Below are 13674 nucleotides of genomic sequence, written 5' to 3' on the forward strand. Positions count from 1 at the left end.
CAATTCCTCACTCGTGGCGGTTCCGTCGCGGTGGGGGAAGGCCGGGGAAAGCCCGTGACGGGCGGCCCGGTTCCGCACAGGGTTGCGGGCATGACGACATCCCGAACCCCCGGACGGACCGACCGGCGGCCGGAGGTGGTCGGCCGGCGGGCGGTTCCTGATGGCCGGACTGCCGCTGGTCGGCACGCTGGTCATCGGGGCGGAGGAGTGGGACCGCTCGCACCCCTCCGCGTCGCCCTCACCCCCGCGCTCCTCCTCGTACTCGTCCCCGCCCTCGTACCCCTCAGCGGGGCCGGAGGTCCGACACGGGCGGCAGCCCGGTCGACGCGCGGTCGACCGGCGGCGCCGGCCGCGCGTCGCGGGGGCCGACCCGCTCCACCGCCTTCCGGCCGAGGCGCTCGATCGAGTCCACGGTCGAGGCGCAGCCGGTGAGGCCCAGGACGAGTACCGCGGCCATGAGGGGCAGCACCTGTCGTCCGCTCACACGTAGTCCTCGAGCTTCGCGACCGCGTACCCCTTCGACGTGATCACGTTCATCACCCGGCGGATCATGTCGGACATGGAGCCCTTCCAGTCCTCCTTGCCGCGGAAGTGGGTGAGCACGATGTCGCCGGGGTGCAGGTCCCGGTCCCACTCGCGCCATTCCATGTGGTCGGGGAAGGCCTCGGCGGCCCACAGCGGGACGGCCTCGACGCCGCAGGACTTGGCGGCGCGCAGGGTGTCCTCGTTGTAGTTGCCGTACGGCGGGCGGAAGAGCGGGGGCCGCTTGCCGAATCGTTTCTCGATGACGTCCTGCATGCCGCAGATCTCGCGCTTCTGCTGCTTGTACGAGAGTCCGGGCAGATAGCGGTGGTTGAGGGTGTGGTTGTGGAGGGAGACCCCGGACTCCTGCGACTTCTGCATGCGGGCGAAGTAGGCGTAGTCGTCCTTGACGACGTAGTCGCTGAGGAAGGCGCTGTAGGGGATCCGCAGGTCCTTCATCATCCGCAGCAGCTCGGGGTCCTTCTCGGCGCCGTCGTCGATCGTCAGGAAGACGATCCTCTGCTTGGTCGGCACGGTGGTGAAGACCGGCGGCAGCCCTTCGCCGTCCGTCTCGAAGCCCTTGCGGGTGGTGATCCTCGGCTTGGTGGCGGGCGCGGCGGGGGCTTCGATCGGGGGCTTGGCGAGGCCCCACTTCCTGGCGGCGAGCATGCGCGCGGTGCGCTGCTTGCGGACCCTCTCGACGTACGCGTGGAGCGCGCCGGCCGCGGCCTGCCCCTGGGCCTGTCCGGGTGCCTGCTGCCCGGCGGCGGGGGCGGGCGCGCCGCGGTCCGGGGCGGACGCGCCGGCGCAGGCGGTGGCGGTGGCGGCGAGGGCGGCGACGACGAGCGCGGCCCCGAGCGCCCGATGGGAACGGTGCACACCTTTTGCCATCTTTTATTCCTTTTGTCGTACGAGTCGTATGGCGCCGCATCCTGTCAGCGCGGAAGCCCCTTCCGGGGTACGACACCGCCGTACATGCCCTCGGTCCCCCGGCCGGCCCACAGCATCACAGGGCCCACAATGGGACGGGTGACCGACCTCGCCTCCTTCGCCTCCCTGCTCACCCCCGAGGGCCAGACCCTCCTCGCCGCCCTGCGCGACCACGACCCCGCCCAGGAGCTGGCGGTCGTCTCCCGGCTGCGCCGCGACCACCCCGCCGAGCTGGTCACGGCGGCCGTCGGGCAGGCGCGGCTGCGGCAGCGGGCGGTGGCGAAGTTCGGCGCGGAGGACGCGTACCGCATGTACTTCACCCCGAACGGCGTCGAGCAGTCGACACGCGCCTCGGTCGGCACCTACCGGGCGGCCCGGATGAAGGCGCTCGGGATCCGCTCCGTCGCGGACCTCTGCTCCGGCATCGGCGGCGACGCCATCGCGCTGGCGCGCGCCGGGATCTCCGTCCTCGCCGTCGACCGCGATCCGCTGACCGCCGAGGCGGCCCGTGCCAACGCCCGGGCCCTCGGCCTCACGGAGCTGATCGAGGTGCGGTGCGCGGACGTGACCGACATCGACACCGCCCCGTACGACGCGGTCTTCGTCGACCCCGCGCGGCGCGGCGGCCGGGGCCGGATCTTCGACCCGGAGGCGTACTCCCCGCCCCTCTCCTGGGCGGTCGAGGCGGCCCGCAAGGCCCCGCACGCGGCGCTGAAGGTGGCTCCGGGCATCCCCCACGAGGCGGTCCCCGAGGAGGCCGAGGCCGAGTGGATCTCGGACGGCGGGGACGTCAAGGAGGCCGTCCTCTGGTTCGGCACCGAACCGGGTGCCCACCGGGCCACCCTGCTCCCCTCGGGCGCGGGCCTCACCGGCCGCGGCCTCCCCGACCCGGCGGTCCGCCCGGTCGGCCGCTACCTCTACGAGCCGGACGGCGCGGTCATCCGCGCGCACCTGGTCGCCGAGGTGGCGGAGGAGCTGTCCGGCGGCCTGATCGACGAGACGATCGCGTACATCACGGCGGACACGCTGACCCCGACCCCGTACGCCGCCGCCTACGAGATCACCGACGAACTCCCCTTCAACCTGAAGAAGTTGAAGGCCCTGCTCCGGGAGCGGGAGGTCGGCGTCCTGACCGTGAAGAAGCGCGGCTCGGCGGTCGAGCCCGAGGAGATCCGCCGCAGGGTGAAGCCGAAGGGCCCCCACTCGGCGACGGTCCTGCTCACTCGGGTCGCGGGTGCTCCGACGATGCTGATCGGGCGGCCGGCCGGCGGCCGGTGAGGCGTACCGCGAGGCGGTAGTGGCCGACGGCCTTCGCCAGCCCCGTCAGGCCGGTGATCCAGAGGATCAGGGCGACGCCCATGCCGTAGGCGACCAGCCCGTAGCCGTCGACACGGCTGACGCCCAGCGGGACGGCGAAGCCCATCCACAGGCCGAACCCGCACATCGCGAAGGACAGCAGCAGCCAGCAGAGACTGAGGGCGGGGGCGCGCAGCCGGGCGTCCGTCGGGCCGTGGTGGTCCAGGGCCGCCCACTGGGCGAGGCGCTCGCGGCCCGTCCGGTCCTGCCGCAGGCTGCGGACCGTCAGCCAGACGGCCGGGACGAGGACGCCGATGCCGAGGACCGCCGTGAGGAGCCCCGTCAGCAGCATGAGCGGGTCCGGGACGGACTGCCCCATCGTGGTGAGCAGGACGCCGACCAGCGACCAGCCCAGTTCGAGCAGGAGGAACAGGCTCAGGAACACCGCGAGCCGCCCGCCGCCGAGCAGGCGCCTGCCGAGCACGTCGAGCGCCAGCGCCCGGTCGGCGAGCCTCGACTCCCGGTCGGGCCAGCTCTGGAGCTCGGCGGGCGGGGGCGGCGGAGGCAGCGGATGACGCGGGGACATGCCAAGCACCCTAGACGTGCGCCGGGCGGGCACGGCCGGAGGCCCTGGGCTTCGCTCCCGCGCGATGCCCCCGGCGTTGCCCGGAGTTCGCCGCCGGCGCTCCGCTACGGCGTGCCCAACTCCCGCGCCTTCACCCGCAGCAGCTCCCGCTCGCTCTCGTTGCGGGTGAGTTCCGCCGCCCGCCCGAACTCCGCCCTGGCCTCCTCCGTCCGCCCCAGCCGGGCCAGCAGCTCCCCCCGGACGCTCGGCAGCAGGTGATAGCGCGCCAGGCCCGGTCCGGCGGCGAGGGCGTCGACGATCGGGAGCGCCGCCGCCGGCCCCTCGGCCATCGACACGGCGACCGCGCGGTTCAGCTCGACGACCGGGGAGGGGGCGAGGGCGCCCAGCTTCCCGTACAGCGCGGCGATGGTCGCCCAGTCGGTCTCCTCGTACGAGGCGGCCCGGGCGTGACAGGCGGCGATCGCGGCCTGGAGGGCGTACGGCCCGTACGAGCGGCCGTCCCCGGCCCGCTCCAGGGCGGCGAACCCGCGCCGGATGAGGAGCCGGTTCCAGCGCCGCCGGTCCTGGGCGGCCAGCAGCACCGGGTGCCCGCCGGGCCCGGTCCTGGCCGTCGTCCGGGAGGCCTGGAGCTCCAGGAGGGCGGCCAGGCCCTGCGCCTCGCCCTCCCGCGGCACGAGCGCGGCGAGGACCCGGGCGAGCCGCAGCGCGTCCTCGCACAGTCCCGGCCGCAGCAGGTCGTCGCCCGCGGTCGCCGCGTACCCCTCGTTGAAGATCAGGTAGACGACCTCCAGGACGGATCCGAGCCGGGCCGCCCTCTCCCGCCCGTACGGCACCTCGAACTCCACGCCCTCCTTCGCGAGCGTCCGTTTGGCGCGTGTGATCCGCGCCGCGACGGTCGCCTCCGGCACGAGGAAGGCGCGGGCGATCTCGTCCGTACGGAGCCCGCCGACGAGCCGCAGGGTCAGGGCGGCCCGCGCGTCGGCGGAGAGCGCCGGATGGCAGGCGGTGAAGATCAGCCGCAGCACGTCGTCGTCGATGTCGCCGGGGCCCGAGGGCTCCGGGTCGTACGACTCCTCCGTGAGTGTCCTGCCCACCTCGGCGAGCTTGCGCGCGTACGTCTCGTGGCGCCGCACGAGGTCGACGGCGCGATGCTTGGCCGTGGCCGTCAGCCAGGCGCCCGGCCGCTCCGGGACCCCTGTCCGCGGCCACTGCTCAAGGGCGGCGACGAGCGCGTCCTGGGCGATCTCCTCGGCGATGCCGACGTCGCGCACGGTCCGCGCCACCGTGGCGATGATCCGCGCCGACTCCATCCGGAAGACCGTCTCCAGCGTCTCCTCGACCGTCTGTGCCGTCACGTCTCACATGACAGCACAGACACGGGGCCGGAGGCGGGAGTACGGAGGTCAGCCCTCCGGCATCTCCTCGACCTCGCGGACCTCCAGGCCGACCTTCCACTGCGGCGGGTGGACGGCCAGGAAGCGCTTCCCCCACTCGACGGCCTCGGCCATGTCCTTGCACTGCAGCATGGCGTAGCCGCCGACGACCTCCTTGGTCTCGGTGAACGGTCCGTCGGTGTACGACAGCTTCCCGTCCGACCAGGTGATCCGGGTGGACTCGGAGGTCGGCCTGAGCCCGGCGGTGTCCACCATGGCGCCGGCCTTGGTGATCTCCTCGAAGAGGGCGCCCATGCGCTCCTCGAAGCCGGGGTCGGCGCTCTCCATGTCGATGGTGTTCTCCTCGATGCGGACGAGGGACAGGAAGCGGGGCATGACGACTCCTCGGTGGTGCGGTGGCGGGGCCGTTCCCCGCCTTCCACACATACGTCGAACGGGAGGGGCCCGCATCGACGACCCGCGGAACTTTCTTAGACGTAGTCCTCCAGGCGGGCCACCGTGAAGCCCTGCTCCTGGATGCGGCGCAGCATCGTCGCCGTCATCTCGGTCATCGTCCGGCCCTTGAGTTCGGACGGGCCGCGGAAGTGGGCCAGGACGATGTCGCCGGGGTGCAGCTTCCTGTCGCCGCGCTGGTACTGCATGTTCTTGATCTGCATGGACTCGCGCCACAGCACGATCGCGTCGACCCCGCACTCACCCGCCGCCGCGCGCGTGGCCTCGTTCCAGTTGCCGTAGGGCGGGCGGAAGAGCCGCGGGGCCTTGCCGTACCGGTCCTTCAGCTTCGTCTGCTGGCCGCAGATCTCCCGGCGCTGGGCGTCCTGGGAGAGGGTGCGCAGGTCGGGGTGGGTGAGGGTGTGGTTGGCGAGTCCGTGGCCCTGGGCGACGAGCGGGGCGAAGTACGGGTAGTCGCCGCGGATGGCCGCGTCGGTGAGGAACATCGTGACCGGGACCCCGAGGTCCTTCATCATCGTCACGAACTCGGGGTCCTTCTCGGCCCCGTCGTCGATCGTGATGAAGACGATCTTCTCGGTGGTCGGTATCTCGCTGATGACGGGGACCTGTCCGCCGGCCCCGCGGACCACCGGCTTGACCGCGGGCGGGGCGGGCGGGGCGGCGAAGGGCTTCAGGCCCCACTTCCGGTACGCGGTGGCCGCGGCGGCCCCGGGGGCTTCCGGGGCCTTGCGTCCGGCGGGCCGCTCGACCGCGGGTGCGGTCGTCCCCGCCGGGGCGGGAGCGGCACCGGGCCCCTCGGCCGAGCAGCCGGTCACCAGGAGGGCGGCGGCGGTCAGCACCGCCCACAGCGCGATCGTCTTCTTCACGCGCTGTGGGATGCCCGATTCGATCGAAAGGTTGCCCTACTTTCGATCTGGTGTGCTTATTCGATCGATTCGAAGCGCCAGCGGTGGACCGGACGGGTGATCAGCTCCGCGTCCGGCTCCGGCAGCTCGGGCAGCTCGGCGTCAAAGGTCTCCGCCTCCCACCAGGTGAGGACGAGGACCCGGTCCTGCGGGGCCCGGAAGAGCTCCCGGCGGACCGGCTCACGGGCGAGGACCCGCGCCCGCGCCCACTCCAGCAGCTCGGCGCCCCGGCCCTGCGCGGCCCGCGCCTCCCACATGAGGGTGAGCCTCACGAGTACAGGTTCTCCTTGCTGACCTCGTGCACGTGATCGTGGTCGTGGTCGTGGTGCTGCGCCCCCGGCACGTGCGGGTCAGTCACCGGCAGCGACGAGTCCGCCGACAGCTCCAGGTCGGAGGCCGGCCGGTTGCGGGCGACCATCTCCGAGCCGAGGGCCGCGACCATCGCGCCGTTGTCCGTGCACAGCCCCGGCCGGGGCACCCGCAGCCGGATCCCGGCCCGCTCGCAGCGCTCCTGGGCGAGGGCCCGCAGCCGCGAGTTCGCGGCGACGCCGCCGCCGATCATCAGGTGGTCGACACCCTCGTCCTTGCAGGCCCGGACGGCCTTGCGGGTGAGCACGTCCACGACGGCCTCCTGGAAGGACGCGGCCACGTCCCGGACCGGCACGTCCTCGCCGGCCGCCCGCTTGGCCTCGATCCAGCGGGCCACGGCCGTCTTGAGGCCGGAGAAGGAGAAGTCGTACGCGGGGTCCCGGGAGCCGCTCAGACCGCGCGGGAACGCGATGGCGGCCGGGTCGCCCTCCCTGGCGAGCCGGTCGATGACCGGACCGCCGGGGAAGCCGAGATCGAGGACCCGGGCGATCTTGTCGAAGGCCTCGCCTGCCGCGTCGTCGATGGTGGCACCCAGCGGGCGCACGTCGGAGGTGATGTCGGCGGAGAGCAGCAGCGAGGAGTGGCCGCCGGAGACGAGCAGGGCCATCGTCGGCTCGGGCAGCTTGCCGTGCTCCAGCTGGTCGACGCAGATGTGCGAGGCGAGGTGGTTGACGCCGTAGAGCGGCTTGCCGAGGGCGTAGGCGTACGCCTTGGCCGCCGAGACACCGACGAGCAGCGCGCCCGCGAGGCCGGGTCCGGCCGTGACCGCGATGCCGTCGAGGTCCTTGGCGGAGATCCCGGCGGTCTTGAGGGCGCGCTCGATCGTCGGGACCATCGCCTCCAGGTGGGCGCGGGAGGCGATCTCGGGCACCACGCCGCCGAAGCGCGCGTGGGTGTCGACGCTGGAGGCGACGGCGTCGGCGAGGAGCGTGGTCCCGTGGACGATGCCGACGCCGGTCTCGTCGCAGGAGGTCTCGATGCCGAGTACGAGCGGTTCGTCAGCAGCCATCAGAATCAGTCTCAGTTCCTTGAACGGTCAGTCGCATCACGAGCGCGTCCACGTTTCCGGGCTGGTAGTAGCCGCGCCGGAAACCGATGGGCTCGAAGCCGAAGCGCTCGTAGAGCTTCTGGGCCCGGGTGTTGTCCACGCGCACTTCGAGGAGGACCTCGTCGCACTCGAAGGCGGTGGCGTGGTGGAGCAGGTCGGTGAGGAGCCGGGCGCCGAGGCCGGTGCCCCACTGGTCGCGGGAGACGGCGATGGTCTGGACGTCGCCCAGCCCGCCGGCCGCGGCGAGCCCGGCGTACCCGACGACCTTTCCCTCCGTGGTCTCCGCCACGATGTAGCGGCGGGTGGCACGCGGCCCGCGCGCGTGCGCGAGCTCCGACCAGAACATCCCCGCCGACCAGGCGTCCTCGGGGAACAGCTCGTCCTCGAGGGCCAGCACCGGTGCGATGTCCCACCAGCGCATCTCGCGCAGTTCCACGGCGCCGGTCACTTGGGTGTGACCACCTTGTAGTTCTTGGGCACCTGCGCGTCGGGCCGGCGCAGATACATCGGCAGCGGGTCCAGGAACCCGTCCCCGCCGGCGGCCAGCTTCTCCGCCGCGAGCGCGGCGAGCGCGGCCGCCGACTGGTGCTCGGGGTCGCGGGCGTCGGGGAAGGCCTCGGGGTAGAGACGGGCGCCCGCGCCGACGACCGGGAGGCCCGCGAGCCGCTCGGCGATCTCCGCGGGCCGGTCGACGGCCGCGTCGGTCACCCGCGTGCGGGAGTCCCCGTACCGCGCCCAGTAGACCTCCTTGCGGCGCGCGTCCGTGGCGACGGCGAAGGGCTCGTCGATCCCGGAGGCGTACGCGAGGCCGTCGAGGGTGCACAGTCCGTGCACCGGCACTCCGAGCGCGGAGGAGAAGGCCGCGGCCGTGACGAGGCCGACCCGGAGCCCGGTGTACGGCCCGGGGCCGACGCCGACGACGATCCCGGTGACCGCGTCGAGCTTCAGCCCGGCCTCCTTGAGGACCCGGTCGACGGCGGGGAGCAGCAGCTCCCCGTGGCGGCGGGCGTCGACCTGGCTCGACGAGGCGACGACGGCCTCGCCGTCGTGGAGGGCGACGGTGACGGCGGGGGTGGCGGTATCCATGGCGAGCAACAGCACGCGAACAGCCTACGGCTCCCGGGCACGGTGCCCCGCCGCCCGCTCCCCCGGCTGCTACCGTCACCCTTCGATACGTTCGTACGAAAGGTGGGCACGGTGGCACGGAGCAGCTCGGGATTCGTGGCCGGGCTCACGGCGGCAGCCGTCGCCGCGGTCTGCTTCCTGGCGTACCAGGCCTCTGCCCACGCCCCCGCGGACGTGTCGGCGAAGCCCCGGACCTCCGGTACCGCCGCCCCCTCGACCTCGCCGAGCGGCGGCCCCGAGCAGCCCCCCGCGAACCCCCTCGCCGTACCGGCCGGCTCGGGCAGCGGTGAGCGGGTCGTCTACTCGCTCGACGAACGCCGGGTGTGGCTGGTCGACGGGAAGAACAAGGCCACGCGTACGTTCGCGGTGATGCCGAGCACGGTGAACCCGGCGCCGGGGGCGTACAGCGTGACGTCCCGCTCGGGCTCGGTCCGCGGCTCGGACGGCGTGCAGATCGAGCACGTGGTGCGGTTCGCCACGACCGAGGACGTGGCGATCGGCTTCAGCGCGGCGGTCGACGGCTCGACACCGAGCCCGGACCCGTCGAAGAAGACCGGCGGCATCCGTATGAAGCGGGCCGACGGGGACGCGCTGTGGACGTTCGCGGTGATCGGCGCGAAGGTCGTCGTCGTCGCCTAGGGCCGACGGTGACCGGCGGGAAGACCGCCGTCGCGGGGCTACGCGGCTCTGCCGCGGACGACCCGCACGATCCGCTCGACCTGCCCGGCCCTCGCCCCGTGCTCCTCGTCCGCCCGGTCCGGGCGGACGCCTGGCGGGGTCGACACGGCGCGGGCGGCCGCGCAGGACGCCAGCAGCTCACTCATCGAGACGTGGTCCCGGACGGGTTCCGCGCGCTTCGGCGTGGCCATGCATGCCTCCCGTAGGTTAGGTTCACCTAACCAGCTCGTGCATCCATGTCACCACGCCATGTGCGAACGACGCAACACCTTCCCGACACGTTGTCGGAAAGTACGTACCCCGTGGGGACCGGCGTACGGCCGGTCAGAGCACAGCCAGGTCCTCGTCCGCCCAGCGCGAGCCGATCCCGCGCAGCACGACCGTGCGCCGGTCGTCGTCGGTGTCGCCGGTCACCCGGTGGATCAGCAGGTGCAGCCGGTCGTCGGTCAGCTCCTCGACCTTGCCGTCACCCCACTCGACGACCACGACGGACTCGGGCAGCGAGACGTCCAGGTCGAGGTCCTCCATCTCGTCGAGACCACCGCCGAGGCGGTACGCGTCGACGTGCACCAGCGCCGGCCCGCCGACCAGCGACGGGTGGACGCGGGCGATGACGAAGGTCGGGGAGGTGACGGCCCCGCGCACCCCGAGGCCCTCGCCGAGGCCCCGGGTCAGGGTGGTCTTCCCGGCGCCGAGCTCACCGGTGAGCATGACGAGATCGCCGGGGCGGAGGATCTTCGCGAGGCGGCGGCCGAACTCCTGCATCCGCTCGGGGGAGTCGACGGAGAGAGTGGCGCCGGAGACGGGCGGGTGCGCTGCTTCCATACCCGCCAACTTAGCCCTTGCGGCTCTCCGGCCTCACCGTGACCGTCTCGGGGACGGCCCCCGCCCGGACCAGCAGGTCGGCGAGACGGTCGGTGACCGCCTCCGGGTGCTCCAGCATCACCAGATGGCCGCCGTCCGGGACGATGACCAGCTCCGCGTCCGGGAGCAGATCGGCGATGGCCTCGGTGTGGGAGCTGGGGGTCACCAGGTCGTGGTCCCCGGCGAGCGCCAGCACCGGAAGCCCCTGGAGTACGGGCAGGGCGGCGGCCTTGTCGTGCTCGGCGAAGGCCGGGTAGAAGGCGGCGACGACGTCGATCGGGGTGGACTCGATCATCCGCTCCGCGAAGCGGGCGACCGCCGGGTCCACGTCCTTCGACGCGAACGAGTACCGCTTGATCAGCCCGGCGAACAGGTCGGCCGTCGCCCGGCGGCCCCGCTCGACCAGCTCCGCCTGGGAACCGAGCGCCCGCAGCACACCCGGCAGGACCCTCCGGACGGCGTTGACGCCGGCGATCGGCAGCCCGTACGAGACCTCGCCGAGCTTCCCCGCGGACGTGCCGACGAAGGCGACGCCGACGACCCGGTCACGGACGAACTCCGGGTACCGCTCGGCCAGCGCCATGATCGTCATGCCGCCCATCGAATGCCCGACCAGGACCAGCGGGCCCTCGGGCGCGGCGACGTCGAGGACGGATCTGAGGTCGCGGCCCAGCTGGTCGATGGTGACGGGCACGGCGTCGGGGCCTGACTGGGCGACTCCCTGCCCCGAACGGCCGTGGCTGCGCTGGTCCCAGTGGACGGTGCGGACGAGACCGCGCAGGGCGGCCCGCTGGAAGTGCCAGGAGTCCTGGGTGAGGCAGTATCCGTGGCTGAACACGACGGTGACGGGGGCGGGCTCCTTGCGCCCGAAGAGCCGCCGGCGGCGGGCGGGCGGAGCGTCGTCCTCGACCTCGTCCACCTCGTAGTACAGGACGGTCGAATCGTCGGCGAGGGCCCGGCCGGAGGTCCCGCGCAGACCGCCGTACGGCCCGGTGGCGTCGAGGGCGAGCCGTGCCTTCTGCCGCACGGAACGGCCGACGGTCAGCCGCTCCACGGCGACCCCGGCGGCGGCTCCGGCCGCGAGGACACCTATCGCGGCGCCGGCGAATCCGGCGCGCCGCCAGGTACCGGTGCTGCTGGACTCGCCCACGGGGCCCCCTCTATTCGCCCAGGTACACGCGCGGGACGCGCGCGCCGATCCGGGTGACGATCTCGTACGCGATGGTGTCCGCGGCCACCGCCCAGTCCTCGGCGGTCGGCTCGCCCCGGTCGCCGGGCCCGAAGAGCACGGCCTCGCACCCGGGCTCGGGGACGTCCCCGCCCAGATCGACGACGAACTGGTCCATGGCGACCCGCCCGGCGACCGTACGGACGGTGCCGTCGACGAGGACCGGGCCTCGGCCCGAGGCGTGCCGGGGAACCCCGTCGGCATAGCCGAGCGGGACGAGACCGAGGGTCGTCTCCGCGTCGGTGACGTAGTGGTGGCCGTAGCTGACACCGTGCCCGGCCGGGACCCGCTTGACCAGGGCGACGCTCGCCCTGAGCGACATCACCGGCCGCAGCCCCAGTTCGGCGGCGGTGCCGAGCTCGGGGCTCGGCGAGACGCCGTACATGGCGATCCCCGGGCGGACCAGGTCGAAGTGCGCCTCGGGAAGGGTGAGCGTGGCGGGCGAGTTGGCGATGTGCCGGACCTCGGGCCGGACACCGGCCTTCTCGGCGTGGTCGAGCATCGAACGGAAGACGTCGAGCTGGGCGGCGATGGAGGGGTGGTGGGGCTCGTCGGCGCACGCGAGGTGCGACCAGAGCCCGGTGACCTTCACGAGACCGTCGGCCTCGGCCTTCAGCGCCGCCCCCACCAGCTCGGGCCAGTCGGCGGGCTGACAGCCGTTGCGCCCGAGCCCGGTGTCGGCCTTCAGCTGCACCCGGGCGGTCCGCCCGGTGGCACGCGCCGCCTCGACGACCTCCTCCAGCGCCCACATCCCGCTCACGGCCATGTCGAGACCGGCCTCGATGCCCCGGTCCCAGGGGTCGCCCGGCGTCCAGAGCCAGCACATGACCGGCACGTCCGTGATCCCCGCGGCCCGCAGCGCGAGCGCCTCCTGCGGGGTGGCCGTACCGAGCCAGTCCGCGCCCGCCTCCAGGGCTGCGCGGGCACAGCGCACCGCGCCGTGTCCGTACGCGTCGGCCTTGACCACGGCCATGATCCGGACGTGGGGGGCGACGCGGGCGCGCAGCGTGCGGACGTTCGCACGCAGCGCACCGAGGTCGATCTCGGCGCGGGCTCTGCGGGGCGGCGGTGTCTCAGTCATCGCGCCCAGTCTCTCAGGTGTCAGCTCCCGGGCCGCTTTCCCCAGATGTAGACCCGGTCACCCTTGCGCAGCACGTCCCAGAGTTTCCGGGCGTGGCCATGGCTGAGATTGACGCAGCCACGGCTGCCGGTGGGCGTGGCGAGCTGCCCGTAGACGGCGTGGAAGGCCTGCCCGCCGCTGAAGAACTGGGAGTAGGGCATGGGGGTGTTGTAGATGGAGGACCAGTGGTCCTTGTGGCGCCAGTAGACGGAGTGCCACCCGGTCCGCGTCGCGTACCCGGCGCGCCCGCTCCGGATGTTCACCACCGCGTAGGTGACCTTCTTGTCCTTGCGCACCCACATGAGCTGACGATCGAGATCGACACAGGCCACGGCGTACTTCTTCACGGGGCAGCGCCGCTTCGGGTCGAGGTTCTTCCGGGCGGCGAGCAACTCGGCCCGGGCCCAGGTGACGGGCCCGGCGTAGCCGTTGGCGGGCTTGATCCTCTCCCTCACCTGGAAGGCCCGGACGGCCCGGCAGTCGGCGGCGGACTGCCTCCCGTCGACCCTCAGCCCGAGCAGCCGCTCGACCTGCCGCTGGTGGGTCCCGGTGGTGGCGGTGCAGGCGGCGGCCATGGCGCTTCGCGGCAGGTACTCGACCAGCTCGTCCACGTCCTCCTCGGGTTCGGGCACGGGCACCTCGCCCTCGGGCTGCAGCGGCGGCAGCACCTGATCGGGCGTATCCATCGGGTACTCGGCCCGCCCGCCCCCGGCCACCCCGGGCACGAGCACGTCCCCTGGCCCGGGTCCTTCGGCGAAGGCCCCGCCCCCGGTCACGGGCAGGAGCAGAGCGCCCAGAAGAACGAACAACGTCACGGCACGACTTCTCGATCTGATCACCCACCCACCCAATCCCCGGGCGGACGGGGGAGCGCGCCGGGAGAGGCGGCCGGCGCAACGGGTTCGGCCGAGTGGGGGCTGACGCCGGAGCGACCACCCTCCCCGCGGGGCTTCGGGAAGAGGTGGGGTGGGGCCCGGGGGGTCCGGGGGTCCCAGGGGGTCCCGGGGGTCCCGGGGGTCTCGGGGGTCTCGGGGGGTCTCGGGGGGTCTCGGGGGGTCCCGGGGGGGGCGACGACCCCCCCCGCCCAACCCCCCCCCCCCCCCCCCCCCCCGCCCCCCCCCCCCCCCCCCCCCCCCGCCCCCCCCCCCCCCACACC

The 13674-nt window shown here is 73.4% G+C and carries 17 protein-coding genes; 2 read left to right on the top strand and 15 right to left on the bottom strand.

All coding sequences use genetic code 11. The features are described 5' to 3' along the window. Positions 1-283: 283 nt before the first annotated feature. Together ACH4MY_RS30960 and ACH4MY_RS30965 are read right to left on the bottom strand one after the other, a co-directional pair. Positions 284-484: a hypothetical protein gene (locus tag ACH4MY_RS30960; protein WP_398007071.1), complete on the bottom strand. Its 201-nt coding sequence runs from the start codon at positions 482-484 to the stop codon at positions 284-286. Further along, the gene (locus ACH4MY_RS30965; RefSeq protein WP_398007073.1) at positions 481-1413 is read right to left on the bottom strand and encodes a polysaccharide deacetylase family protein; all 933 of its coding nucleotides are present in this window, start codon (positions 1411-1413) and stop codon (positions 481-483) included. The genes ACH4MY_RS30960 and ACH4MY_RS30965 overlap by 4 nt, the downstream gene beginning before the upstream one ends. A 129-nt stretch (positions 1414-1542) precedes the next feature. On the opposite strand from ACH4MY_RS30965, the gene ACH4MY_RS30970 reads away from it, so the two are divergent. Beyond that, a complete protein-coding gene (locus ACH4MY_RS30970; protein WP_398007075.1) occupies positions 1543-2730 on the top strand; it encodes a methyltransferase domain-containing protein in 1188 nt (395 codons plus the stop codon). Here the strand turns inward: ACH4MY_RS30970 and ACH4MY_RS30975 are convergent. The 8 genes from ACH4MY_RS30975 to tsaB form a co-directional block, all read right to left on the bottom strand. Continuing rightward, positions 2672-3334, bottom strand: coding sequence for a hypothetical protein (locus ACH4MY_RS30975; protein ID WP_398007077.1), 663 nt, complete (start codon positions 3332-3334; stop codon positions 2672-2674). The genes ACH4MY_RS30970 and ACH4MY_RS30975 overlap by 59 nt on opposite strands. 104 nt (positions 3335-3438) lie before the next feature. Then, positions 3439-4644 carry an RNA polymerase sigma factor gene (locus ACH4MY_RS30980; RefSeq protein WP_398007114.1) on the bottom strand — a complete coding sequence of 402 codons (1206 nt, stop codon included), beginning with the start codon at positions 4642-4644 and terminating at the stop codon, positions 3439-3441. A 93-nt stretch (positions 4645-4737) separates the two neighbouring features. Continuing rightward, positions 4738-5103, bottom strand: coding sequence for a YciI family protein (locus ACH4MY_RS30985; protein WP_398007079.1), 366 nt, complete (start codon positions 5101-5103; stop codon positions 4738-4740). 95 nt (positions 5104-5198) lie between these two features. Further along, a complete protein-coding gene (locus ACH4MY_RS30990) occupies positions 5199-6047 on the bottom strand; it encodes a polysaccharide deacetylase family protein (RefSeq protein ID WP_398007081.1) in 849 nt (282 codons plus the stop codon). Between the two features lie 56 nt (positions 6048-6103). Further along, positions 6104-6343 carry a hypothetical protein gene (locus ACH4MY_RS30995; protein WP_356901672.1) on the bottom strand — a complete coding sequence of 80 codons (240 nt, stop codon included), beginning with the start codon at positions 6341-6343 and terminating at the stop codon, positions 6104-6106. 11 nt (positions 6344-6354) lie between these two features. Then, on the bottom strand, positions 6355-7464 hold the full coding sequence (gene tsaD, locus ACH4MY_RS31000; protein WP_398007083.1) for a tRNA (adenosine(37)-N6)-threonylcarbamoyltransferase complex transferase subunit TsaD: 1110 nt from the start codon (positions 7462-7464) through the stop codon (positions 6355-6357). After that, complete coding sequence (rimI, locus tag ACH4MY_RS31005) at positions 7454-7924, bottom strand: ribosomal protein S18-alanine N-acetyltransferase (RefSeq protein WP_398007116.1); 471 nt, start codon at positions 7922-7924, stop codon at positions 7454-7456. Before rimI ends, tsaD begins: the two co-directional genes overlap by 11 nt. 23 nt (positions 7925-7947) lie before the next feature. Next, on the bottom strand, positions 7948-8604 hold the full coding sequence (gene tsaB, locus ACH4MY_RS31010; RefSeq protein WP_398007085.1) for a tRNA (adenosine(37)-N6)-threonylcarbamoyltransferase complex dimerization subunit type 1 TsaB: 657 nt from the start codon (positions 8602-8604) through the stop codon (positions 7948-7950). 120 nt (positions 8605-8724) lie between these two features. Between tsaB and ACH4MY_RS31015 the strand changes: the two genes are divergently transcribed. Then, the gene (locus ACH4MY_RS31015) at positions 8725-9267 is read left to right on the top strand and encodes a L,D-transpeptidase (protein WP_398007118.1); all 543 of its coding nucleotides are present in this window, start codon (positions 8725-8727) and stop codon (positions 9265-9267) included. Positions 9268-9305: 38 nt separating this feature from the next. Here ACH4MY_RS31015 and ACH4MY_RS31020 read toward each other — a convergent pair whose 3' ends face one another. The 5 genes from ACH4MY_RS31020 to ACH4MY_RS31040 all read right to left on the bottom strand — a co-directional run bounded on the left by ACH4MY_RS31020 (position 9306) and on the right by ACH4MY_RS31040 (position 13333). Then, a complete protein-coding gene (locus tag ACH4MY_RS31020) occupies positions 9306-9497 on the bottom strand; it encodes a hypothetical protein (RefSeq protein ID WP_398007086.1) in 192 nt (63 codons plus the stop codon). 133 nt (positions 9498-9630) lie between these two features. Further along, complete coding sequence (gene tsaE / locus ACH4MY_RS31025) at positions 9631-10131, bottom strand: tRNA (adenosine(37)-N6)-threonylcarbamoyltransferase complex ATPase subunit type 1 TsaE (RefSeq protein ID WP_398007088.1); 501 nt, start codon at positions 10129-10131, stop codon at positions 9631-9633. 10 nt (positions 10132-10141) lie between these two features. Continuing rightward, a complete protein-coding gene (locus tag ACH4MY_RS31030) occupies positions 10142-11320 on the bottom strand; it encodes an alpha/beta fold hydrolase (RefSeq protein WP_398007090.1) in 1179 nt (392 codons plus the stop codon). Between the two features lie 10 nt (positions 11321-11330). Continuing rightward, positions 11331-12479 carry an alanine racemase gene (gene alr / locus ACH4MY_RS31035; RefSeq protein ID WP_398007092.1) on the bottom strand — a complete coding sequence of 383 codons (1149 nt, stop codon included), beginning with the start codon at positions 12477-12479 and terminating at the stop codon, positions 11331-11333. A 20-nt stretch (positions 12480-12499) separates the two neighbouring features. Further along, entirely contained in the window at positions 12500-13333 is an 834-nt protein-coding gene (locus tag ACH4MY_RS31040) for a L,D-transpeptidase family protein (protein ID WP_398007094.1), read from the bottom strand. Positions 13334-13674: the final 341 nt, after the last annotated feature.

Origin of the sequence: Streptomyces sp. NPDC017246 (assembly GCF_044331325.1) — a bacterium.
Lineage (GTDB): Bacteria > Actinomycetota > Actinomycetes > Streptomycetales > Streptomycetaceae > Streptomyces.